The 23389-nt window shown below is 69.6% G+C and carries 24 protein-coding genes; 11 read left to right on the top strand and 13 right to left on the bottom strand.

The features are described from left to right. Positions 1-55: 55 nt before the first annotated feature. Entirely contained in the window at positions 56-2359 is a 2304-nt protein-coding gene (locus VF106_RS30390) for an ABC transporter permease (RefSeq protein ID WP_330843301.1), read from the top strand. Between the two features lie 7 nt (positions 2360-2366). Here the strand turns inward: VF106_RS30390 and VF106_RS30385 are convergent, their stop codons facing one another. Then, positions 2367-3272, bottom strand: a complete 906-nt coding sequence (locus tag VF106_RS30385) for an extracellular catalytic domain type 1 short-chain-length polyhydroxyalkanoate depolymerase (protein ID WP_330843300.1) — start codon at positions 3270-3272, stop codon at positions 2367-2369. Between the two features lie 100 nt (positions 3273-3372). Between VF106_RS30385 and VF106_RS30380 the strand changes: the two genes are divergently transcribed. After that, a complete protein-coding gene (locus VF106_RS30380) occupies positions 3373-4302 on the top strand; it encodes a nucleoside hydrolase (RefSeq protein WP_330843299.1) in 930 nt (309 codons plus the stop codon). Here the strand turns inward: VF106_RS30380 and VF106_RS30375 are convergent. Then, complete coding sequence (locus VF106_RS30375; protein ID WP_330843298.1) at positions 4299-5774, bottom strand: alpha/beta fold hydrolase; 1476 nt, start codon at positions 5772-5774, stop codon at positions 4299-4301. The two genes, VF106_RS30380 and VF106_RS30375, sit on opposite strands and share 4 nt — an antisense overlap. Before the next feature lie 147 nt (positions 5775-5921). Here VF106_RS30375 and VF106_RS30370 point away from each other — a divergent pair, with 147 nt between their 5' ends. Beyond that, a complete protein-coding gene (locus tag VF106_RS30370) occupies positions 5922-7172 on the top strand; it encodes a 3-hydroxybutyrate oligomer hydrolase family protein (RefSeq protein ID WP_414639097.1) in 1251 nt (416 codons plus the stop codon). Here the strand turns inward: VF106_RS30370 and VF106_RS30365 are convergent. The 4 genes from VF106_RS30365 to VF106_RS30350 form a co-directional block, all read right to left on the bottom strand. Beyond that, a complete protein-coding gene (locus VF106_RS30365; protein WP_330843424.1) occupies positions 7144-8292 on the bottom strand; it encodes an MFS transporter in 1149 nt (382 codons plus the stop codon). The genes VF106_RS30370 and VF106_RS30365 overlap by 29 nt on opposite strands. A gap of 865 nt (positions 8293-9157) precedes the next feature. Further along, positions 9158-9670, bottom strand: coding sequence for a YdeI/OmpD-associated family protein (locus VF106_RS30360; RefSeq protein ID WP_330843297.1), 513 nt, complete (start codon positions 9668-9670; stop codon positions 9158-9160). A 29-nt stretch (positions 9671-9699) separates the two neighbouring features. Beyond that, positions 9700-11574, bottom strand: coding sequence for a helix-turn-helix domain-containing protein (locus VF106_RS30355; RefSeq protein ID WP_330843296.1), 1875 nt, complete (start codon positions 11572-11574; stop codon positions 9700-9702). Then, positions 11571-12899 (bottom strand): MFS transporter, encoded by a 1329-nt coding sequence (locus VF106_RS30350; protein WP_330843295.1) that lies wholly within the window; start codon positions 12897-12899, stop codon positions 11571-11573. Before VF106_RS30350 ends, VF106_RS30355 begins: the two co-directional genes overlap by 4 nt. A gap of 126 nt (positions 12900-13025) precedes the next feature. Between VF106_RS30350 and VF106_RS30345 the strand changes: the two genes are divergently transcribed. Both VF106_RS30345 and VF106_RS30340 read left to right on the top strand, forming a co-directional pair. Continuing rightward, positions 13026-13379 carry a TFIIB-type zinc ribbon-containing protein gene (locus tag VF106_RS30345; protein WP_330843294.1) on the top strand — a complete coding sequence of 118 codons (354 nt, stop codon included), beginning with the start codon at positions 13026-13028 and terminating at the stop codon, positions 13377-13379. Positions 13380-13398: 19 nt separating this feature from the next. Then, positions 13399-14064, top strand: coding sequence for a P-loop nucleotide/nucleoside kinase family protein (locus VF106_RS30340; protein ID WP_330843423.1), 666 nt, complete (start codon positions 13399-13401; stop codon positions 14062-14064). On the opposite strand, the gene VF106_RS30335 is transcribed toward VF106_RS30340, so the two are convergent. Further along, the gene (locus tag VF106_RS30335; RefSeq protein ID WP_330843293.1) at positions 14008-14727 is read right to left on the bottom strand and encodes a VOC family protein; all 720 of its coding nucleotides are present in this window, start codon (positions 14725-14727) and stop codon (positions 14008-14010) included. The two genes, VF106_RS30340 and VF106_RS30335, sit on opposite strands and share 57 nt — an antisense overlap. Before the next feature lie 130 nt (positions 14728-14857). On the opposite strand from VF106_RS30335, the gene VF106_RS30330 reads away from it, so the two are divergent. The 5 genes from VF106_RS30330 to VF106_RS30310 all read left to right on the top strand — a co-directional run bounded on the left by VF106_RS30330 (position 14858) and on the right by VF106_RS30310 (position 17817). Next, entirely contained in the window at positions 14858-15247 is a 390-nt protein-coding gene (locus tag VF106_RS30330; protein WP_330843292.1) for a helix-turn-helix domain-containing protein, read from the top strand. 5 nt (positions 15248-15252) lie between these two features. Next, on the top strand, positions 15253-15909 hold the full coding sequence (locus VF106_RS30325) for a hypothetical protein (RefSeq protein ID WP_330843291.1): 657 nt from the start codon (positions 15253-15255) through the stop codon (positions 15907-15909). Between the two features lie 94 nt (positions 15910-16003). Beyond that, positions 16004-16297, top strand: coding sequence for a DUF2516 family protein (locus tag VF106_RS30320; RefSeq protein WP_330843290.1), 294 nt, complete (start codon positions 16004-16006; stop codon positions 16295-16297). Continuing rightward, positions 16291-16836, top strand: coding sequence for a YbaK/EbsC family protein (locus VF106_RS30315; RefSeq protein ID WP_330843289.1), 546 nt, complete (start codon positions 16291-16293; stop codon positions 16834-16836). The genes VF106_RS30320 and VF106_RS30315 overlap by 7 nt, the downstream gene beginning before the upstream one ends. Positions 16837-16965: 129 nt before the next feature. Continuing rightward, complete coding sequence (locus VF106_RS30310) at positions 16966-17817, top strand: SCO6745 family protein (RefSeq protein WP_330843288.1); 852 nt, start codon at positions 16966-16968, stop codon at positions 17815-17817. Positions 17818-17897: 80 nt separating this feature from the next. Here VF106_RS30310 and VF106_RS30305 read toward each other — a convergent pair whose 3' ends face one another. From VF106_RS30305 to VF106_RS30290, 4 genes are read right to left on the bottom strand one after another with little or no spacing between them, the layout of a single operon-like run. Next, complete coding sequence (locus VF106_RS30305; RefSeq protein WP_330843287.1) at positions 17898-18842, bottom strand: isopenicillin N synthase family dioxygenase; 945 nt, start codon at positions 18840-18842, stop codon at positions 17898-17900. Next, complete coding sequence (gene purU / locus VF106_RS30300) at positions 18842-19693, bottom strand: formyltetrahydrofolate deformylase (protein ID WP_330843286.1); 852 nt, start codon at positions 19691-19693, stop codon at positions 18842-18844. Before purU ends, VF106_RS30305 begins: the two co-directional genes overlap by 1 nt. A gap of 11 nt (positions 19694-19704) precedes the next feature. Then, a complete protein-coding gene (locus VF106_RS30295) occupies positions 19705-20421 on the bottom strand; it encodes a maleylpyruvate isomerase N-terminal domain-containing protein (protein WP_330843285.1) in 717 nt (238 codons plus the stop codon). A gap of 58 nt (positions 20422-20479) precedes the next feature. After that, positions 20480-21238 carry a MerR family transcriptional regulator gene (locus VF106_RS30290; protein ID WP_330843284.1) on the bottom strand — a complete coding sequence of 253 codons (759 nt, stop codon included), beginning with the start codon at positions 21236-21238 and terminating at the stop codon, positions 20480-20482. 61 nt (positions 21239-21299) lie between these two features. Between VF106_RS30290 and VF106_RS30285 the strand changes: the two genes are divergently transcribed. After that, positions 21300-22124, top strand: a complete 825-nt coding sequence (locus VF106_RS30285) for an ADP-ribosylglycohydrolase family protein (RefSeq protein ID WP_330843283.1) — start codon at positions 21300-21302, stop codon at positions 22122-22124. Here VF106_RS30285 and VF106_RS30280 read toward each other — a convergent pair. Next, positions 22111-22908 carry a class I SAM-dependent methyltransferase gene (locus tag VF106_RS30280; protein WP_330843282.1) on the bottom strand — a complete coding sequence of 266 codons (798 nt, stop codon included), beginning with the start codon at positions 22906-22908 and terminating at the stop codon, positions 22111-22113. The two genes, VF106_RS30285 and VF106_RS30280, sit on opposite strands and share 14 nt — an antisense overlap. Next, positions 22887-23375 (bottom strand): DUF2505 domain-containing protein, encoded by a 489-nt coding sequence (locus VF106_RS30275; RefSeq protein ID WP_330843281.1) that lies wholly within the window; start codon positions 23373-23375, stop codon positions 22887-22889. The genes VF106_RS30280 and VF106_RS30275 overlap by 22 nt, the downstream gene beginning before the upstream one ends. Between the last annotated feature and the right edge of the window lie 14 nt (positions 23376-23389).

Here is a 23389-nt window from a genome sequence, read left to right as displayed (position 1 = left end):
AGAACGGCCGTCACCCGGCCTCTCGGAGCCTGCGAGGAGAGGGCGAGGTGCGGCCGTGAGGTGGGCCAGTGACCTCACGCTGGGGGTGCGGTTGGCGGTCAGCGGCCGGACCTCCATCGCGCGGCTCGTGCTGAGTGTCGTGGGGATCGCCGTCGCGACGGCTGTGCTGCTGGTCGCCGCGTCGATCGGCACGATCAACAACAACCGGATGGCCCGGGTGGCCGCGACCATGTACTCGCCCGAACCTGTCGCGGGCGTGTCCCCGACGTATGTCCGGACCATGTCGACCAAGTTCCGCGACGAGTACGTCAACCTCACCTACGTGTCGGGCAGCGGTCCGGACTCGCCGAAGCCGGCCGGCCTGCCCACGCTGCCGAAGCCGGGCGAGATGTACGCCTCACCCGCCCTCATCGAGCTGTTGCGCTCCGCCGACGGCGAGCTGTTGCGCCCACGGTTCCCGGAGAAGATCGTCGGCACGCTCGACAAGAGCCTGGTGGTCGAACCGGGCTATCTCGTGGCGTGGGTCGGTGCGGACAGCACGGTGGCCGACTGGGACAACACGGAGAAGGTGTACGGCTTCAACGTGTCGCCACCGCTGATGAACATGGACCCGGCGGTGATGGCGCTGCTCCTGATCGGAGCGGTCGTGTTGCTGCTGCCGGTGTTCGTCTTCGTCAGCACGGCCAGCCGGATCGCGGGTGCGGAACGCGATCGCAGGCTGTCGGCGCTTCGCCTGGTCGGCGCCGGATCGTCGCAGGTCCGGCGCATCGCGGCCGCGGAGTCGTTGGTGAGCGCCGTCATCGGCCTGACGGTCGGCGCCGCTGTCTTCGCTTTCGCGCGCCCGTTCGCTGACGACATCAACGTGATGGGCGAGCAGGTGTACGCGTCGGACGTGGTCCCCGACCCGCTGATGGCGGTGCTCGTGGTGCTGCTGATCCCGACCCTCACGGTAATGACCGCGCTGTTCGCGTTGCGCCGCACGATCATCGAGCCGCTGGGCGTCGTCCGGCACACCAAACCCGTACGCAGGCGGGCATGGTGGCGGTTCGCGTTGATCGCGGTCGGCGTCGTGCTGTTGACGACACAGCTCGGAGCGGACGACAAGTCCGATTCCTGGGCCTGGACCTTGTTCGGTGGCGCCACGCTGCTGCTGATCGGCGTGCCGGTACTGCTGCCCTGGGTGGTGGAACGGGTCGCGGGACGTGCCAGCGGCGGCCCGCCGTCCTGGGTGCTGGCGATTCGCCGGCTCCAACTGGACAGCGGCACGTCGGCACGGGTCGTCGGCGGCGTGGCCGTGGTGCTGGCCGGCGCCATCGCGCTGCAGACGATGTTGATGTCCGTCGAGGACGGTCTCGACCTACCGGACGAGGACACCAACGCCCACCCCGGGGTGGTGAGTGTGATTGCCGACCCGGCACTGGCCGGTGAGATCCAGGACAACCTCGGCGGGGCGGCTGGGGTGCGGAGTGTCTATCCGGTGCGGACCGTCACCGCTTCCCGGGGCGGCGAGGAGGAACCGCTGTTCAGCGTCGCGATCCTGGACTGCGCCGCGATCAAAGCGCTGGCCAACATCAGGTCCTGTGTGGACGGCGATGTGTTCCGGTCGTGGGACAGCGGGGCGCAAGGCCCGCAACCGGGAAAGCCGCTGGAGTTCCGCGAGTACGACGAGGCCGGGGGCAGCGACCGCCCACGTTACGACGTGGTCGCTGACTGGACGATCCCCGAGAACCTCAAGGATGTGACCCTGTCCGAGCAGTCGATCCTCTACGACCCACTGCTCGTCACTCCTGGCGCGCTCAAGGATGTGGCGCTCGACGGCGGTTCGACCACGGTGGTCGCCACGGTGACCAGGGACCTGACGGACGACCAGCTCGAAGGGATCCGCAACTCGGTGGCCGACTTCCGCTATCAGTCCTATGTCTACTCGTACAACACAGGTCCGGAACTGACCGTGGACCAGCAGACGTACGTTTCCGTTCGAACAGGCCTGTACGCGGGCTCGATCTTCACGCTGATGCTGGCGGCGGTCAGCCTGCTCGTCCTCGCACTGGAACACATCCGCGAACGCCGTCGTCCACTGGCCGTGCTGGCGGCAAGCGGTGTGCCGAGGAGTGTCCTGGCCAGGTCGTTGCTCTGGCAGGTCGCGCTCCCCATCGTTCTGGGCGTGGCGATGGCGCTGGCCACCGGGGTCGGCCTGGCGGCGGTGATCATCCAGCAGGTGGGCGAGACGCTGTCCGTCGACTGGCCCGGCATCGCGATCCTGTGCGCCGGCGCGCTCACCCTGAGCCTGCTGGTGAGCGCGACGACGCTGCCGTTCCTCAGAAGTGCGACCCGTCTGACGACGATCCGCATGGAGTGATCTCCGGTCAGTCGGCCAGGTGCCACGCCGACGCCATGTGCCAGGCGGCGCAGATGTTCACGTCCAGCAGGTATGCGCCCGCCTGGCCGCACTGACCGGTGCCAGCACCGGGATCCACCGGTTGTCCGTGTCCCATACCGGTGATCGTGTACGTCTCGACCACGGACCGGCCGCCGGCCTCGTACACCGCGTGCGGATACCCGGCCACCGTGTCGGTCCTGGTCGGGGTCGCGGGGACACCGTGGACGTTCGTCCACTGTTCGACCAGTTCCGTCGCGTTGGCCGGCGCCACCGTGTGGTCGGCGCTGCCCTGCCAGACGCTGACCGTCGGCCATGGACCGGTGTGGGGTGACGCGGCGCGGACCGCGTCACCGTGTGCCGCGGGGGACAGGTTCCTGCCCGGGTTCATGCATGAGAACGCGTCGATCATGCTTGCCGCGCACCGGTACGCGACGCCGGCGACGACCCCGCCGCCCGCGAACAGTTCCGGGTAGGTCGCCAGCATCACCGCGGTCATCGCGCCGCCCGCAGACAGGCCCGTGACGTACACCCGCGACGGGTCGGCGCCGGTGTCGGCCAGCGTCTGCCGCACCATCTGCGCGATCGACTCCGCCTCGCCCTGGCCGCGGGTCGTGTCGCCGCGCTCGAACCAGTTGAAGCACCTGCTGACGTTGTTGGCGGTCTTCTGTTCCGGCAGCACAACCGTGAACCTGAGGCGGTCGGCCAGTTCGATCCAGCCCGCGCCCGTGCCGTACCCGTTCGCGTTCTGTGTGCAGCCGTGCAGTGCCACGACAACCGGTCTGTCCGCCGGGAGCCCGGCCGGCACGTGGCGATACATCGCCAGATTGCCTGGATTGGTCCCGAAATCGGGCGTCACGAGTGTCAACAGGGCAACGATGACCAGTCGAAACATGCTTACACGCTAAGAAAAACCCGGTTCGCGGCCCAGGTCGGCCGGCACTACATTCAGGATTCGAACTGTGTAGCTGTGACCCTGATCCGATCGGAGGAGCGTGACCCGTCTCATCATCGACACCGATCCGGGAGTCGACGACGCCTTCGCCATCGCCCTCGCGGCACGTGAGCCCGGCATCGACCTGCTCGCGGTGACCACCGTCGCCGGGAACATCGGCCTCGACCTCACGACCCGCAACGCACTCGGCGTGCTCGCACTCTGCGACCGCCCGGACGTCCCGGTCGCGGCCGGCGCGCATCGACCGTTCTCCCGCCCGGTCCGTGGCGACACCGCGCACGGGGTGGACGGACTCGGGGGTGCCGCCGCGGTGCTCCCGGAGCCGTCCGCCCAGCCCGACCCCCGCGGTGCCGTCCAGCTCATGGTCGACGTGCTCACCGCGTCCGACGAGCCGGTGACCATCGTCGCGATCGGTCCGCTGACCAACGTGGCGCTGCTGCTCGCCGCGTACCCGAGCGTGCGCCAGAAGATCGAACGACTGGTGATCATGGGTGGCGGGATCGCGGGCGGCAACATCACCACCGCCGCGGAGTTCAACATCTGGGTGGACCCCGAGGCGGCGCGACGCGTGCTGGTCGAGGAGGACGTTCCGACCACCCTGGTCCCGCTCGACGTCACCATGCGCTGCTCGGTCGGTGACGACTGGCTGAACCGGCTCGCCCGGTCGGGCCCGGTCGGCTCCGCACTCGCCGCCATCACCCCGCACTACCGCGCCTGGTACGCGGAGTTCTTCGGCCGCGACGACTTCGTCATGCACGACGCCCTGGCGGTAGCGGAGGTGATCCAGCCAGGACTGCTGCGGACGACACCCCTGCGACTGGAGGTGGACTGCTCGGACGGCCCGTCAAGCGGCGCGACCCTCGCCGACCGCCGAGGAGGCGTACACCAGGATCCGGGGCGCCTGGTGGACGTGGCACTGGACGCCGACCCGGACACCATCCGCTCGTTCATCCTCGAGCGGCTGACCTAAATGTACGGAAGCGTTGAACGGCAGGTCACGTTCTGCGAGGGCAGTTCGCCGTGCACAAGGTAGCGAGTGACCGTGTCGTCGGCGCAGTTGCCCGGGTACGCGCCATGTCGCCAGGATCCTTCGATCAGCGCCAGCCGGGAGTTGTCGTTCAGCAGTTCGCGCAGGTTCATCGCGCCCTCGACCGGGGTCTGCGTGTCGTGCGAACTCTGCACGAGAAGCACGCTCTCGGCCCGGTTGTCGCGGATCTCGGTGCGTGGCTCCCTCGGGTCCGGCCAGAAGGCGCACGGGGCGATGTTCGAGGTCTGCCCGCCCATCATGGGATAGCGCTGGGTGTCCCGGATGGCGTCCCGCAGGTACTGGTCGACGTCGGTCGGCCACCGCGCGTCCCCGCACATGACGCCGAGCAACGCGGCGACGCGGTTGTCCGGGGGTGACCAGCTCATGGGTGGCGTCGGCAGCGACGGGGCCGAGGCCGTCGCTACTTCCGCGGCCAGTAGTTTCCGCAGCAGTTCGGCGAGCGCGATGTTTCTCTCCTCGTGCTGCCCGATGCCCCGCGCGAACAGCCGCACCCGGTTCCCGTCGTAGGTCTGGCCGTCGACGGTCACCGGCTGGCGGTCGAGTTCGTTCAGCAGAGTCCTGAACGTCTCCCGCACCTCGGGAACGGTGGTGCCCAGCCCGTAGGTCTCGTCGCGTTCCACGGCCCAGCCGGCGAAAATGTCGAACGCCCGTTCCGCGATGACCGCCCAGAGTCGCACCATGCCACGCCATGTGCGCTCCGGATCCACGTTGCTGTCCAACACGATCCGGTCGGACTGGCGAGGGAACATCTGCGTGTAGACCGCGCCCAGGTAGGTGCCGTAGGAGACGCCGTAGTAGGAGATCTTCCGCTCGCCCAGCACCTGACGGATGACGTTCATGTCGCGTGCGGTGTTGCGAGTGGTGATGTAGGGCAGGAGATCCGACTGGGTGGCCCAGCACTTGTTCGCGATCTCCTTTGTCTGCGCGACATGCTCGTCGAACTTCGCCCTGTCGAACTGGATCGGTGACCAGCCACGCGACTCGCCGAGGCCGCACGTGACCGGTGTGCTCGCTCCGATTCCCCGCGGGTCGAAGCCGATCAGGTCGTACCGTTCGGACACTTCTTTCGGCAGCTGCTTGGTCAACGGCATGGTCAGGCCCGGGCTGCCGGGCCCGCCCGGGTTCATCAGCAGCACCCCGCGACGTGTGCCCGGCTCGGCCTTCACACGGGAAATCGCGATGTCGATCCACCTGCCGCCCGGGCGTGCGTAGTCCAACGGCACCCGCACCGTCGCGCACTCGAAGTTCTCCGGCTGGTCCGGCGCACATCGATGCCATTGGGGAGGTCCCTGCCCACTCGCCGGCACCGACGGTTCGCCGGTCGCAGCGGGGGCCACCAGAACGCTGAACAGCAGGATCGCGGGCAGTGTCAGCCCGAGTCGCCTTCGCGCCACCTTACACCCTTTCACTAATTAAGTAGTGAAAGAGTGTAAGGTCCGAGGGTGTCTTGTCAAGCCCGTTGTCCGGCACATATGCGGCACGCGAACTGTGTTGCCGCCATGGATGTTCACGCGCGGGTGGGACCTCGTACGGTCGCCGACATGTTCGTACGTGCCGCCCTGCTGGCGTTCGTCGCCACGGTCACCCCCGCGACGGCCGTGGCGGATGGCTCCGTCTGCGTCAGCCCGCATGTGCCGATGGCCGAGCGGCAGGTCGTGTCGTGCCTGGACGAGCTGACGACCGCCGGAACTGTCGCATCAGGACACACCGTCGCCGCCGACTGGGCCGGGCTCACCCATGCGGGACTGCCGCAACTCGTTGGTGTGCCGGGAATCCAGATCGACGGATACTTCCCGGACACCTCCACCACGAACGCCAACCACGGCTGGCAACATGACGCCCAGTTCGTGCTGCGGTTGCCCGACCGGTGGAACGGCGGCCTCGTGGTGTCCGGCTCGCCCGGCAACCGGCGACAGTACGCGAACGACCGCGCGATCTCGGACTTCGTGCTGTCCAAGGGATACGCGTTCGCGGCGACCGACAAGGGCAACACCGGCCTGACGTTCTACCGTGACGGCCGCCGCCCGGGCGACGCCGTCGCCGAGTGGCATCGACGCGTCACTCAGCTGACGATCGCCGCGAAAGCCGTTGTGGCGCAACGCTATGGCCGCCTCCCGGCCCGCACGATCGCCGCCGGCATCTCCAACGGCGGCTACCTGGTGCGCTGGCAGTTGGAGAACAACCCGTGGCTGTTCGACGGTGGCGTCGACTGGGAAGGGACGCTGTGGCGGGCGGACGGTCCGAACCTGTTCACGTTCCTGCCGACCGCACTGCGGAACTACCCGGCATACGCGGCAGGCGACCAGGCCGCGCACGACCGCATACTGGCCGCGGGCTACCCGCCGGGCTCGGAGTTCCTGTGGCCGTACCACAACCAGGTCTACTGGGACCTGACCCAACGCATCTACCGCGAGGAGTTCGACCCCACGTTCGACGGCGCGCTGGAGGCCGGCATCCCGTACTGCGCCAGCGGCACCCCGAACTGCGACGCGGACTACGACTACGCGTCCCGCCCGCCGGAGGTGAAACGGGCGGTGAGCCGCATCGCGCTGACCGGCCGCATCGGCAAACCGCTGATTACCTTGCAGGGCACGCTGGACACGCTGCTCCCGATCAGTCAGTCGGGGGACGTGTACGCGGCCATGGTTCAAAACAAGCGCCTGCACCGCTACCACCGCATCGAGAACGGCACGCACGCGGACGGTCTGGTCGACGTCTACCCGGACCGGCTCGTCCCCATGGCTCCGGAGTTCCAGAAGGCGGTCATCGAACTGGAACACTGGCTGGGTTGACCGCCTCGTCGGGCAGCCGGGCGCCAAACCACTGAAATGCAAGGGCTCCCGCACCAGCACACAAGGCGACGACGAGCCATGGCACCCACACACCCGCCGCGAACAAGGCGACCACGGCCGGCGCCACGACGACCGGCACGGTGAACGCGTACTGGAACGCCGCGAGATGACGCCCGCGCGTGGCCGCCGGCGCCAGCTCGACCGCGAGCGCGTTCACCCGCGCCCCGAAGAACAGCGAGCTGACGGCGAGGACGAGCGTCGCGCCGAGCAGCCAAACGGTCCGCCACCCAGCGGGCGCCCACACGGCCGCGAGGCACAACGCACACCACAGCACCAGCAACCAGCCGCCGACGGCGAGGGTCGTGGTGCGGAGGAAGCGGTCGGTCATGCGCACCGCGAGCGTGCCGCCGATGCTGGTCATGGCCGTGTGCAGCCCCAGGATCACACCCGGCAGCCACGACGGCGACCCGAGACCGAGCACGAAGACCGGGAGCCCGACGAGAAAGAAGTCGATCCCGAGCGCCACCAACCCGGTCAACAGGATCAGCACGAGAAACCGCCGCGACAGCCGCCCTTTCCCCGCGTCCGCGGCCGGCACGTGCGGCGCCCGCACCCATCCCGCCAGCAACACGGCACACAAGAGAAAACTCACCGCGTTCAGCACCACGGCGAACCGCAACGCACCAACGGTCAACAGCCAAGCCGCGACAAGCGCCCCGACCCCGAAACACGCGGACCGCACCATCGCCACCACCGCGAACGGCCGGTCTTTCTGGCGCGCCCCAACAACATCCGAGATCAACGCGAACAGCGAGCTGTAGAAAAGCTGCTGCCCAGCGGCAAGCAGACACACCGCCACCGCGACAGAGACCACCCCACCGGCGACCGAGTAGACCAACGCCCCCAACGCCTGGACCACCTGCGAAGCGATCACCACAGGCCTCGGCCCGACCCGATCGACAAGACGCCCAGCCAGAGGCGGCACAAGCAACCCGACAACGGTCCCCACGGTCACGGTCACACCAGCCACGGCCAGCGGCAACCCAACCACCCGAGTCGCGTAGACCAGCGTCAACGGCAGAAAGAGCCCGGACCCGACATTGTCGATCCCCAACGCCACCAAGAGCGGAACCACAACACTCCCCAGCCACGGCCTCCGGCCCCCGGCACCACGCTACGGCACCCCACCGACACCGCCAGCCACGCGCGACGCTGTAAACCCCAGTTATCCACAGCCGCCGTGGTTATCCACAACCAAGATCGACATCCCCCAGCCCGTCACCCCCTACCGGTAGACTGGCACGGCGGGACGCCCCCGGGATCGGGTGGGGGCTGGGATTCTCTACTGGGCCGCGGCAAATTTTCGGCTTTGGTGTCGCTGTTGGGTGCTTTGTGACCGGGCCGAGGGCTGTGGCGCGTTGAGACGCTCGACCTCGGATGATCGTGCGGCTGGGCCCTTTCTTGTGCGGGGCGCGGCCTCGTCGGGTCCGCTTCCGCGTGCCGCGAACACCGCGCCTGGCCGCCTGCGGGCGCTTGAGTCCGTCGCCCGCTGATGGTCGATGTCCCGAGGGTGCCCTTGGGGGCGCTGAACGTCCCAGGGCCCCTTCAGGATGCCCGGACGAGGCTTGGCTTGCGCGGGCGATGTCCTGAAGGTGCCCCTCGGGACGTTGAGCGTCCTGAAGGTGTCCTTCGGGTCATGCGGGATGTCTCGATCGTCCGCGGCGCAAACACGCCGTCGCAGCGCGCTGGGCTTACTGGTCGGGCGCGCAGCGCCTGCCCGTACAGCGGGCGAAGCGCCGCTCCGCTTTGCTCACGTGCCGTCGGCGGACAGGCTCGCCGCCCCGCGGACATTGGCGCTGGTCGCGGTGACTGCGTGGTGAAGGCTCCCTTCCTCGCGCTGGGCGTGAGCGTCCTTCATCGCATGGCCGTGAAGCGCCGACCGGGCCGTTCTCCGCGCACCGTCGAGGCGTGGGCACCAGCATCCTTCAGAGTGGGCCGCCGCCCTGAAGGGCCGCTTCCAGGCGGCGTTGGCGGGTTTCCGGGCGTTTGGCCGTGGCGATCCATTCCAGCGTCAGGCGCTTCCTGGAGGGCGGGAGTCGGTGGAAGGACGGTTGTTCCTCAAGCAGCGCACGGATGTCCTCGGGTACGGGCACCTCCCAGCGGCCCGTCGCCTTGGCCAGGTCGATCATGGCCTGGCCGGCCGGGGTCATCAGGCCCAGCGTGGTCAGTCGCGTGGCGCGTTCTCGGTTCAGCGCGCTCCATGTGCTGCTCGGACGACGCGGAGTGAAGCGCAGCTGTGAACTGTCGGCGTCCCGCTTGCGGTGTAGGCCGTCGATCCAGCCGAAGCACAGCGCCTGCTCGACCGCCTCGTGGACGCGCGAGCTCGGTTTTCCGCTGTGCTTGTGTTGGATGACCAGCCAGGCCTCGGTGGCCGACCGGCAGTTCCGGGCCAGCCACGCCCGCCACTCGGCGACTGTGTTCGCGACAACCAGTTCCATGCCCTCAGCATCCAGGGCAAAGTGCTCAACTAATGAGCACTTAACTGATGTAATCGCAGCGCGATCTGGATTTCCAGCGCACGCGCGGGCGTCTGCCAGTCGGCGCCCAGCAGTGAGCCGATTCGATCCAAGCGCTGCACCACGGTGTTCACGTGGACGTGCAGCACGTCCTTGGCGCGGGTCAGGTTGGTGCCGCACTCGAAGTACGCCCGCAGTGTCGCCAGCAGATCCGTGCCGCGTCGCTCGTCGTAGGCCAGTACCGGGCCCAGTGTGGCGCGTACGTAGCCGGCCAGGTCCGTCGTGTCGCCGATCAGTTGGCCGACGAAACCGAGGTCGGCGAGTGTGGCGCCGCGGCCCGCGCGGCCCAGTGCCAGCAACGAACGTACGCACCGGCGCGCCTCGTCGAACGCGGCGGCCAGTGCGGCCGGGCCGGCGGCGGGGCCGGACGCGCCGACGGTCACCTGTGCTTCGACCGCCGTGCTCAGCGCGGGGGCGAGCCGGGCGGCCAGTGCGGCCGGGTCGCCGTCCGCGACCAGCAACACCACCTGCTCGGCATGCAGACCGACGAGCGTGGCGTACCGGCCGCACGCCATCGCCAGTCGCCTGCGGGGTACGCCGTCGACATGGGCGATCAGCACCGCGTGGGGCGCGGCGAGGTCGATGCCAAGGCGGCGGCCACGCGCGAGCAGTGCGGTGGGGTTGCGGGTCGGCGCGGTGAGAAGGTCCGTGAGCAGCTCGCCGCGCACCTCGTCCTCGGCCTTCGCGACCGAGCGGCGCAGCAGTAACAGGAGCGCCGCGACCACCCCCGAGCGCTCGAACAGGCGTCGGTCGGCGTCGTCCAGGGACGCGCGGCCGGTCAACACCAGGCTGCCCAGCACCTCCGGGCCCGCGAGCACGGCGCACACCCACCGCTCGCCGACCCGTACGGCCCGTCCCGCCGCCCGTGACTGCGAGACCGCCTCCTCCGGCCACGTCACGGCGGCGCCCGCGAACCCGGACCGGGTGGCCGCGTTGCTGGTTCCGACGACGGCCTCGGTACCGGCCCGTGCCAGCTGCGCGCCCGTCGCGTCGAAGAACACGATGCCGCCGCCGAGGAACGCGGCCACCTCCGCCGCCACGTCCGAGACGTCCCCGCCGCGGAGGACCAGTTCCATCAGCCGGTCGTGGGTCTCCTCCGCGCGGCGCATGGTCTCGTTCGCGTGGCGGGTCTTCTCCAGCAACTGCGCGTTGTCGATCGCGACCGCGGCGTGGTCGGCCAGCGACGACAGCAGCGCGACCTCTTCCGCGGTGAACTCCCGCCGCTGGCGGTCCGCGGCGAACAGCACGCCGATCACCTTGCTGCCCAGCATCAGCGGCACACCGAGGATGCCCACCATCCGCTCCGCCGTCACCGCCTCGTCGATGCCCGGGGTGTGGGCGAAGCGCGAGTCGGACAGGTAGTCGGCACTCGCGTACGGGTGGGCGGTCTGCGCCACGAGCCCGCCAAGTCCCTCGCCGTGACCGATGCGCAGCTGCGGCAGCGACGGGGACACCGAACCCTCGGTGACTCGCATGTACGTCGTGCCCGCCGCCTCGTCGTTCAGGCTCAGGTACGACAGGTCCGCACGCAGCAGCATCCGTGCCCGGTGCACGATCGAGCGCAGCACCGCGTCGAGGTCCCGCAGCTTCGCCAGGTCGCTCGCCGTGTCGAACAGCGCGCGCAGCTCGGCCTCGCGGCGGCGGTGTTCGGTCAGCGTGTGCCGGATCCGCAGGGCCACCTCGGTCGCCCTGGCCAGCTCCGCGCGTTCGGTGTCGGACAGCCCGTCCACCGGCACGTGCGCCAGCTGCTCGCTGTTCGCGTCGGCCGCGAGCAGATCCAGCAGCCGGCGCACGGCATCGGTGACGGCGGCATCCACGCTGGTCATCGTGTCACTTGAAGTTCCTCGGACGCAGCAGGTGCGGTCGGTTCCAGCGAGCTGCCCCTCGTCTCCCGCGCCGACAGCACCGCGACCACGGTGAGCAGACACATCGCCAGCAGGTACAGCGAGACCGGCACGGTCGAGCCCCACGCGTCGAGCAGTGCCACGGCGATCAGCGGGGCCACCGCGCCGGCGAGGATCGACGCCAGCTGGTAGCCGACCGACGCGCCCGAGTACCGCACCCGCGTGCCGAACAGCTCGGAGAAGAACGCCGCCTGCGGGCCGTACATCGCACCGTGCAGCACCAGCCCGACCGTCGTGGCCAGCGCGATCACCGCGAACGAGCGGGTGTCCAGCAACGCGAAGAACACGAAACCCCACACGGCCATGCCGACGGCGCCGAACAGGTACACCCCGCGCCGGCCGACCTTGTCGGACAGCATGCCCCACAGCGGAATGGTCGCGAAGTGCACGGCCGACCCGATGAGCACCGCGTTCAGCCCGACGGACTTCGTGAGCCCCAGCGACTCCGTGATGTACACCAGGATGAACGCGGTGATCACGTAGTACGACACGTTCTCGCCCATCCGCGCGCCCATCGCGATCAGCACCTGCCGCCAGCCGTCCCTGAAGACCTGCACGATCGGCGCCTTCTCCGGCGCTCCTTCGCGCTGGGCCGCGAGGAACACCGGCGACTCGGAGACCGCCAGCCGGATCCACAGCCCGATCACCACGAGCACCGCGGACAGCAGGAACGGGATCCGCCAGCCCCACGACAGGAACGCCGCGTCGGTCTGCACGGCCGCGAGCACCGCCAGCACCGCGGTGGCCAGCAGGTTCCCGCCCGGCGCACCGCACTGCGGCCACGACGCCCAGAACCCACGCCGGGCCGGGTCGCCGTGCTCGGACACGATGAGGACCGCCCCACCCCACTCGCCGCCGAGCGCGAAGCCCTGCACCAGCCGCAGCAGCGTGAGCAGGATCGGCGCGCCCACCCCGATCGTGGCGTACGTCGGCAGCAGGCCCATGGCGAACGTGGCGCCACCCATCAACAGCAGGCTGAGCACGAGCAGCTTCTTGCGGCCGACCCTGTCGCCGAAGTGCCCGAACACGAGCCCGCCGATCGGCCGCGCGAGGAAGCCGATGGCGTAGGTGGTGAACGCGAGCAGCGTCCCGGTCAGCGGGTCGGCCGTCGGGAAGAACAGCTTGTTGAACACCAGCGCGGCGGCCGAGGAGTAGAGGAAGAAGTCGTACCACTCCACCGTGGTGCCGATCAGGCTGGCGGCGACGATGCGAGGCAGGGAGCGGGTGTGATCAGGACCACTGTTCATGTGAGAAAACGTTAGGTATCGAGAATGCCCTGAACCATGTGGCAAACGGACATATCACGCACGTTCTCAGTGTGGTCTCAGGCCACGTGTGGGCGTGTCACATGTTCTCTGGCTAATGTTGGCCGTGTGATTTGCCCGAAGTGTCAGAACACGATGCGCACCGTGGACCGCCAAGGCATCCACATCGACCAGTGCGACGGCTGCCGTGGGATCTTCCTCGACCGCGGCGAGCTGGAGACCATTCTGTCCGCCGAGCAGCGGTACTCCGCTGCCGCCGCACCGCCGCCGCCGTACCAGGGCGGGGGTGGGGGCGGATACGCGGCGCCGCCGCCCCCGGGGGTGCGCTACGGCGACTCCCCGCGTGGCTACCGCGACTCGCCGAAGGGTTACCAAGGCGGCTACTCCGACTCGCCCCGTGGCTACCACGGCGGGCACGGACATCGCCGCCGCAAGAGCTTCCTGGAGGGACTGTTCGACTGACCGACCGTCCATGAACCCGATGATCTGCGCGGGTTGCGGACGCTGGACCGATGAACCGCGGGCGGAGACCGACGGCGCCGGCACGGTGCTCGTGTGTGTCGCATGTGGACACCGCGAGCCGTACCGGCGCCTCCCGCTGTTCGCGGTCACCGGGCCGAGCGGGACGGGCAAGTCGACGGTCGGCAGGGTGCTGGTCGACCGTCTCGCCGACTCCTGTGTCGTGGTCGAGCAGGACCTGCTGTGGGTCGGCGCGCTGCGGGACCCGTCGGGTGACTCGGCCGCGTTCCGGCAGACCTGGCTGCGGTTGGCGGCGAGCATCCAGCAGTCCGGCCGCCCTGTCGTGCTGTGCGGCACGGTCGCGCCGCCACAGTTCGAGCCGTGGCCGGAACGCGTGCTGTTCGACCCCATCCACTACCTGGCCCTGACCTGCGACGACGCCGTGCTGCGGGCACGGCTGCTCTCGCGCCCGGCCTGGCGTGGCTGGGACGAGGCCAGGGTCGACGAGATGCTCGAGTTCGCCGAATGGGTCCGCACCGCGACGACGGACCCCCCGATGACCCTGCTCGACACGACCACCCGCACGGTCGACGAGACCGCGGAGATGATCGAGAAATGGGTGCGGGCCCGCCTACGGCCGCGCGATGATCGACAACTCGACGCCGAACGGGTCGCGGAAGGTCGCTGACCTGCCGTAGGGCGTGTCCTCCGGCGTCACGTCGCTGTCCGTCCTCGCCAGTGTCGCGTCGGTGTCCGCCACCTCGAACGTGGTGTTCCACACCGACGGCGCGCCCGGCAGGCCCATGATGCCGCCGACCTCGTGCCCGTCCGGGCGGCGCAGGAACGTGAAGTCGAAGTCAGGCAGGTCCGGGTTGCCGTCGAGCGTGAACCCGAAGACCGCCGGGTAGAACTCACGGGCTCGCGCGGCGGACGCCGTGAGAAGGTCGTTGCGCACCAACGTGTCCGGCTCGTTCACCAACCGGCAGCCGGGAAACGCGCGGCCCTGCCACAGCCCGAACACCGCGCCGACGGTGTCCACCACCAGGGCGGTACGCCCCAGCTCGCCGACGTCGTGCGGTTCCTCGACCACCGTCCCGCCCGCGGCGAGGACGGCCTTGGCCGTGGCTTCGCAGTCGTCGGTGGCCAGGTGCACCCGCCACGCCTTCGCGTCGCCCGGCCGGATCCCCGCCACGGGGAGGCCACGCAGCAAGCACATCGTGCCCAGTTCGTTCTCGTCGAACTTCCAGCCGAACACCCGGCCGTAGTAGTCCTTCGCCGCGGTGACGTCCGGCACGTGCAGGTCCAGCCACGTCGGGGTACCCAGGGGTTGGTTCTCGTTGACTTCGCTCATGCGAATGACGGTAGAGCGCATGTAGGCCAGATGCAGTCCTACTTGCGACGTGCGCCACGAGTGCAAGCAGACTGCTTGCAACTGCTAGCACTCCGGCGTACCGTCGAAGACGTCACGAGGAGGTGACCCGGTGAACGAGAACCCGATCGACAAGGTCGCCGACCTCGGGCGGGACATCGGCGAGTACATCAAGCTGCAGCGCAACAACGCGAAGATCTCGTTGCGCCAGCTCTCGAAGCTCGCCGGCGTGTCCAACCCCTACCTCAGCCAGATCGAGCGGGGCCTGCGCAAGCCGAGCGCGGAGATCCTGCAGCAGATCGCCAAGGGTCTGCGGATCTCGGCGGAGGCGCTCTACGTACAGGCCGGGATTCTCGACCTGCCGCAGGGCGGACCAGTGGTGGATGCGGTGCGCGCGGACGCGACGCTCACCGAACGTCAGAAGCAGGTGCTGCTCGACGTGTACGAGTCCTTCCGCCGCGAGAACGCCACCACCACCCAAGAGCCCGATAACAAGGAGTGAAAGAAATGCCCGCACTGCCGACCACTGAAGACGTCCGGAAGGCCCGTGAGCAGGCCGTCGCGGTGCTCAACACGGCCGCGGAGAGCGTCCGCACGCCGCTGCTCGCCGCGCTCGGCGCCGGTGACCTGGCCACGCACGCCGTCATCGACGCCGTGAACAAGGCCCGCACCAAGGTCAACGAGGGCTCGGTGCCCACGGACCTGACCGGCCTGCGCGAGAAGGTCGACCCGGCCGAGCTGCGCAAGCTCGTCGACGAGTACACCGACGCCGCGCAGAAGCTGTACCACAAGCTGGCCGACCAGGGCGAGGACGCGCTGACGAAGCTGAAGTCGTCGCCGCAGGTCAGCAAGGCCATCGACCAGGTCGAGGAAGCCATCGCCACCCTGCAGGAGCGGGTCGGCGACGTGGCCGGCGACGCTCGCGAGCTGGCCGAGGAGGTCCTCTCGAAGGTGACCCGCCGCACCCGCGTCGCGGGCGAGAAGGCCGCCGACGTCGTCGAGAAGGCCGCCGAGGACACCGCGCTGGCGGTCGAGGAGGCCGGCGGCGAGGTGGCGAGCGCCACACGTAAGGCCACGACCCGCACGGCCCCGCGTAAGGCCGCCCCGGGCACCGCGTCGACCACGCGGAAGACCAACGGCACGGCGAAGCCGACCACCAAGTAACACCGCAGGTCACATCCCCCGGCGCCCTCCCAGGCGCTGGGGGATTTGCGTAGTCCGCTGGTCACGACGGCGGGTCCGCACGTAGGCTGGCGAAGTGCCGGCAGCAGCTCTCGCGATACTCGAGATCATCAAGTGGTGCGGAGTGCCCGTGGGGCTCTACGCGTTCTTCCACGCACTGATGCAACGTCCGGACGCGTACACGGCCATTGACCGCCTCACCAAACCCGCCTGGCTCGGCATCACCGCGGGTGGCACCGCGGCCCTGGTTCTGTTCTGGCTCTCCGGCATCGGCTGGATGTTCTGGATCGCGGGCCTGGTCGCCGCACTCGTCTACATCGTCGACGTGCGTCCTCGGCTGATCGAGGTACAGCGCGGGAACCGATGGTGAGCTGGAGCATCGCCGGGTCCCTCACCGTTCTGCGAGCCGTCGACCACCCCGAGTTGTTGGCCGACCCCGTCGCGAAGGCCCTGCCCGCGCTGCCGGACCCGGCTGACGTCGGCGTCGCGGCGATCGATCCCGACCTGGCCGACACTGCCGCGTTCTGCGAGACCTACGGCTCGCCACTGGAGGCCTCGGCCAACTGCGTGGTGGTCGCTGGCAAACGCGCTGGCGAGGAACGGTTCGCGGCGTGCCTGGTGCTCGCCACGACCCGCGCGGACGTCAACGGCGTGGTCCGACGCAGGCTGGACGTCCGCAAGGCGTCCTTCGCCCCGATGGACACGGCCGTCGAGCTCACCGGTATGGCGTACGGCGGGATCACCCCGCTCGGCCTGCCCGCCGACTGGCCCCTGCTGATCGACCCGGCCGTTGCCGCGGCCCCGGAACTGGTCATCGGAAGCGGCATCCGCGCGAGCAAACTCCTCATCCCGGGCCCAACACTGGCACTGCTCCCCAACGCCGAAGTAGTAGAGGCCCTAGCCCGCTAAAACTCGCGTGTCCAACCGTGCGGACCCGCGTGTCCAACACAACTGACCCCTGAGTTCAACAATCCGAATCAATCTTGTCAGTGGTAACTTCCGGCGCTATCTTGTCAGTGACAAGACTGGAGGTTGGACATGACCGTCGAGCTGAGCATGGTTCGGCAGATGTGGAAGTTGCTGGAGCCCGTCCACGCGATCCTGTACTACGCGCCCGAGGTGTTCGCCCGGGCCGAGAAGCTCGGCTACGACACCGCCACCCGCTGGCCCAGCTACTTCGCGTGGCGGGCCGCGCCGCTCGGACCGGCCGGCCACGAACTGGTGTCCGCCACCTTCTACAGCTTCAACCCCGCCATGGTGCGTGAGCACGTCCCGGCGGCGTGGCGTGTCGCGACGCCCGGCGAGGTGCTCGAAGCCCGGCTGGACGGCGTCGGCGAGGCACTCCAGAAACTCATCGGCGACCAGGACCTCACGGAAGCCGTGGCGTTGACCAGGAAGCTGGTGGACGCCACCAGCACCGCCGCCCGTCCACTGGCGGCCGCCAACACCAACCTGCCCTGGCCGGACGAGCCGCACCTGGCGCTGTGGCACGCGATCACGATCCTGCGGGAAGCCCGTGGTGACGGCCATGTCGCCTCCCTGCTCACCGCGGGGCTCGACCCGATCGAGTCGCTCGTCTCGTTCGCGGGGGTCGGGGCCGCGCCCGAGGAGGTGTTCGCGAGCCGCGGTTGGTCGGACGAACAGTGGGCGGCCGCGACGAGGCGGCTCGTCGAGCGGGGCTGGTTGACCGAGGACGGCACCGCCACCGAGGCCGGGCACGCCGGACGCGACGAGGTCGAACGGATCACCGACGAGCTCGCCGCGCCGGCCTACCGGGCACTGGGGGCGGACGACGTCGGCCGGCTCGCGCAGCTGGTCATGCCCGCCACCATGGCGATCGTGAGCAGTGGGTTGCTGCCGATGCGGAGCACGCTCGGGATGGGCCGGTAACCACTGGGCGGGCGGGGAGTCTGATCCCAGACTCCCCGCCCTCGTTGGTTAGCTTCGGGACCCCCAGGTGATAGACGCTCCTACCGGTTCTTTGGTTGCTGCAATCCCGCATGCAATTGCGGGAAGACTTTTGCCACCTTCGCCGTCAGGTAGTCGCCGTACGTGCCCTCGAACGCGAGCGGCGACTGCCCGTCCCAGCGGCGCCGGCCGTCCGAGGTCACCGCGGCGCGGTCCGGCAGCGGGGGCACAGTGGCCGAGAAGTCCGGGTCGAAGAAGAACGGGAACGACAACCGGTCCCGGCCCGACGTGTTGCGGACCCGGTGCGGCGTGGAGCGATACCACCCGCTGGTCAACCGTTCCAACATGTCGCCGATGTTGCACACGAACGTGTCCGGCAGCGGCGGCGCGTCGATCCACCCGTCGGGCGTGTGCACCTGCAGGCCACCGTTGTCGTCCTGCAGCAGCAACGTCAGCAGGCCGTAGTCGGTGTGTTCGCCGACGCCCCAGCCTTCACCGGCCGCCGGCGGATAGTGGAAGATCCGGAACAGGATCGTGGGATCGCTGGTGTAGCCCGCCGAGAAGTAGTCAGCCGCCAACCCCAGGCTCAGCGCCACGCCACGCAGCACTTCCTGCGCCACGCGGGTCATCTCGTCGACGTAGGTCAACACCAGCCGCCGCAACTCCGGCACCTGGCGGGGAAACAGGTTGGGGCCGTGCAGCGGCAGCGGGTGCCCGGCCGGCAGCTCCGTGCCGAAGTACAGGCCCTCCTTGAGGTCCGGCTTCCCGGACGTCAGCTCGTCGCCGACCGGGAACCAGCCCCGCCACGCCGTGCCGCCGCGGGCCATCTCGATCCCACGCTTCTCCTTCTCCGGCAGTGCGAAGAACTCGCGGGCCGCGGCGTCCAAATCGGACCGCAGCCTAGGCGAAACCCCGTGTCCCGCAACGTAGAAGAAGCCCGTCGAGCGGCACGCCTCCTCGATCCGCGCGGGCAGGTCCGCCTCCCGCAGGTCGATCACGGGCAGCATCAGAACACCACGGTCTTGTTGCCGTGCACCAGGATCCGGTTCTCCAGGTGCCAGCGCAGCCCACGCGCGAGCACGACCTTCTCGATGTCCCGGCCCTTGCGGACCATGTCCTGGATCGTGTCGTCGTGGCCGACGCGGATCACGTCCTGCTCGATGATCGGGCCTTCGTCCAGCTCCGCCGTGACGTAGTGGCACGTCGCCCCGATCAGCTTCACCCCCCGCCGGTACGCCTGGTGATATGGCTTCGCACCAACGAAGGACGGCAGGAAGCTGTGGTGGATGTTCAGTGCTCGCCCCGTCCAGTCCGCGCACAGCCGCGCCGGCAGGATCTGCATGAACCGGGCCAGCACGATCGCGTGCGGGTCCGCCTCGCCGACCAGCTTCTCGACCTGCGCGAACGCGGCCGCCTTGTCGTCGGCGGGAAACGGCACGTGGTGGAACGGGATGCCGTGTGCCTCGGTGATCTTCGCCAGGTCGGGGTGGTTGCCGATGACGGCCGGCACGTCCACGTCCAGCTCCCCGGACGCGACACGCCCCAGGAAGTCGTACAGGCAGTGCCCTTCCTTCGACACCAGGACCACCACGCGCCGCCGCTCCTCGGTGTCGAGGATCTGCCACTCGCCGTTCAGCTCCTCGACGGCGGCCGCGAACCGGGTCCGCATCTCCTCCGGCCCGAACGGCAGCGTCTCGGCGGCCACCTCCTGGCGCGTGAAGAACCAGCCGGTGTCCTGGTCGGTGTGGTACGCGGCCTCGACGATCGTGCCGCCTGCGTCGGCGAGGAACGACGCGATGGTCGCCACGATGCCGATGCGGTCCGGGCAGCCGAAAGTGATCACGTAACGGCGGGCCATGGCGTGCCTTCCTAGGGGGTGCGCAGTGCGGCGACGAGCGCGCTGTCGCCGCTGACGACGGCGTGGCTCGGTCGTCCCCATATCGCCCGGTAGACCGCGTCCGCGGTCCCGACCAGCGACGCGTCCGTGTCGATCTCCGTCGCCCGCCCGATGTTCGGGGTCTTCCCGGCCGTCAAGGTGACCAGCCACGCCCGCCCTGCGTCCGCGGCGTGGATGAGCACTGTCCCGCTGACCTCGACGGGGTTGCGGGCGATCATGAGGGTGAGTGCCTCGTCGATGCCGTCCGCCGCGAGCTCGGGGTCGAAGACCAGGTGGTCGACGGCGTCGCCGTGTGCGGCGTGCTCGGCGTCGAGCCGGTGGATGGCGGTCTCGTGTGCCTGGCGGCGCGCCCAGAACCCGACGGTCTTGTCGGAGCTGAAGGTCCAGGCCGGCGAGGCGGGGCCCCGCTTCCGTAGCTCGTGGAGCATGCCGTCGAGGGTCTCGTCCCAGAAGGCGAGCGTGCCGTCCCAGTCCTCAGGAGGCTGTGCCCTGCCCGGCCTCTCCTCCGCCGGATCCGTGTCCAAGGAGCGCCGGACCCAGTCATGCACCCGCGCGATGTGTCGTACGAGGTGCCGCACCGTCCAACCCGGCGCGGTCGGCATATCGGCGCCCGGCCCGGCCTTCACCGCGGCGGCCCGCAACGCGGCGGCCTGCTCCCGCACGTGTTCGAGGTAAACATCGAAGTCCACGTACCGAACCCTAGTGGCGGCGCGGGTTCACAGGAGGATCTGCAGCTCCTCCTGTGGGTTACAGCCGCGCCTGTGCGTACGCGGCCATCGCCGCACGCAGGAACTCCGCGAGTCGCGGGTCCGTCCGGTCGAAGTTCGCGCGGAACCTCGGTTCGTCGGCGTACGTGTCGCCGAGACCGGTGTAGGACTCGCGGTTCGGCGTCCAGAACCCGGACAGCCACTGGTAGTGGCCGTCGAGGACGTCCAGCACCTCGGCGTCGCCCGGCGCGTGGCCGGCGTCGATCAGCGCGACGAGCGTGGTGAGCGTGCCGGCCCACTGCTTGCCCTGCTCCTGCCACCACTCCTGCGTCTTGCCCTTGACGTGCGCGTTCGCGGCGTCCACTTTCTCGGCGCCCCAGCGCTGGCGCGCCTCCTCCTGCAGCTCCTCCTGCTTGGCGGGGTCGAACCCCTCGAACCAGTGCGCCATGGACTTGTCGTTCACTTCTTCACCTCCTTCCAGCTCCTCGATCGTCCGCGTGACGGTCCGCGCGAGCCGCGCGAAGCGGTCCCGCTCGGCAAGCAGCCATCCGCGGTGCATCCTCAACACCTCGACCTGGTCGCGGCCCTGCCGCACGATCTGCTTGATCGCCTCCAGGCCGAGCCCCAGCTCCCGCATGACCAGGATTTGCTGCAGCCGAAGCAGCTGTTCCTGCTCGTAGTAGCGGTAGCCGTTGGCGCCGACCCAAGCCGGCGGCAGCAACCCGATCTCGTCGTAGTGCCGCAGCGTCCGGGACGTCACCTTGGACATCCGCGCCACCTGAGCGATCGACCAGGCCATGCGAACCACGATAGAAGTTGACGTAACGTGAACGTCAAACCGAATGTGCTACTAACCATCCATGCGTGAAAGATCTCGGGCGAGCCTGGTCGGCACGGCGGTCGGTGACGCCTTCGGTGAGCGTCTTGACCTGGAGAAGCGGGGCCGCGCGACGGCGAACCCCTGGCGCTGGACGGACGACACCGAGATGGCCTGCTCGGTCTTCCACGTGCTCGACCAGCACGGGCGTCTCGACCCGGACGCACTGGCGGCGAGCTTCGTCGCGCACTACGACGCTCGTCGCAACTACGGCGCCGGTGTCGACTCGATGATGCGCGAGGTCGCGCGTGGCGCGAAGCTGCGTGCGCTGGCGGCGCAAACGTTTGGCGGCACCGGTTCCTGGGGCAACGGCGGCGCCATGCGGGTCGCGCCGCTGGGCGCGTGGTTCACGGGCGACCCGGCCCGCGCCGCGGAGGAGGCCGAGGCGTCCGCCCTCGTCACCCACACCCACCCGGAGGGCGTGGCCGGGGCGATCGCGACGGCGGTGGCCGCGTCGGTCTCGCCCGACAAGCTCTTCACGGAGGTACTCGCCCGCACACCACCCGGCCTGGTGCACGACGGCATCCGCGCCGCCACCACGATGCCCGACGCCACCCCGGCCGAGGCGGCCGAGGCACTGGGCGACGGCCGCAAGCTGAGCGCCCCGGACACCGTGCCACTCGCACTCTGGACCGTCGCGCGTCACCCGGACGACTACGAGGCAGCCCTGACGGCGGTCGCACCGGTCGCCTGGGACGTGGACACGGTGTGCGCGATCGTCGGCGGCATCATCGCGGGACGAGTCGGCGAGGACGGCATCCCGTCGGCCTGGCGCCAGTCGACGGAGCCCTTGCCTAGCTGGGTGTGACCGCTGCCCAGTCGAGGGTGACCTCGCCCAGCCGCCAGCGTTGCCGGCGGTCCCGCACCGGCCAGTCGACGGCGAGCAGGCGCACGGCCTCGGTCCAGCGGGCGCGTGGACCGAAGTTCGCGAACGGCGCCGCGCGGGCCCAGCAGCGGTCCAGCGCGGTGAACAGGGCGTGCACCCGCTCGCCGGGGACATTGCGGTGGATCAGCACCTTCGGCAGCCGTTCAGCCAGGTCGGAGGGCTGTTCGAGGTCCGAGGGCAGGCACGCCAGCGTGAGCGTGCGCGGGCCGGTCGCGTCGAGGGTGACCCAGCAGCAGCGCCGGCCCAGCTCGTCGCACGTGCCCTCGACGAGCAGGCCGCCGGGCGCGAGGCGGCCGGTCATGGTCGCCCAGGCCGCCTCGACCTCGGCCTCCTCGTACTGGCGCAACACGTTGAACGCCCGCACCAGCACCGGCCGCGTCCCGGCCAGCTCGAAACCGCCACGGGCGAACGAAAGGAACGGCGGGTCGGCAGCCGGTTCGGCAAGAGCCACCCGCTCGGGGTCGATCTCCAGGCCGAGCACCCGGACGTCCGGCCGGACGGACGCGAGCCGGCGGGCCAGCTCGACGGTCGTCACCGGGGTGGCCCCGTACCCGAGGTCGACGACGAGCGGGTCGGCCGCGCCCAGCAGGGGTTCGCGGACCCAGTGCGTGCCGGCGACCCAGCGATCGGAGCGCCGGAGCCGGTTCGGGTTGGTGGTGCCGCGGGTCGGGTTGCCGAGCGGCCTCAGGCGCGCTCGGCCAGCCACTTCTCGACGTACTCCGCCTCGGCCGCCAGCAGCTTGGTGACCTGCTCGACGACCACCTTCTCGATCTTCCCGCCGATCAGCGGGATGCTGACCTTCACCTCGGCGCTGACCATCAGCTCGGTGCCGTCACCGCGGGGGGTGAGCCGGCTCCTCGACTTGATCTCGGCCGGCACGCCGTTGATGGTGGCCTTCCCCGTCGACTCGCGGCCGTGCCAACGTTCCTCCCGCTCCACGAGGAGGTCGCCGCTCAGGACCGAGCGGATCACGCTGGGCAGGTGCTTGGCGTCGACGCCCTGGCGGAGGCGGAACGTGGCACCGTCTTCGCTGGTCCGGTGGTCGAGCAGCGTGGCGCCCTTACCCCCGATGTCCTTCAGGCGCGCGGTCAGGAAGGCTTCGTCGACCAGCGTCGAGTAGACGGTGTCGACCGGCGCGGGCAGACTCGCGCGGTGCTCGAAGCGGCTGGGCATGCACGGGAGGTTAC

Origin of the sequence: Actinophytocola sp. (assembly GCF_036378875.1) — a bacterium.
In the GTDB taxonomy this organism is placed as follows: Bacteria; Actinomycetota; Actinomycetes; order Mycobacteriales; family Pseudonocardiaceae; genus Actinophytocola.
This window is presented reverse-complemented; position numbering and strand designations above follow the sequence as displayed.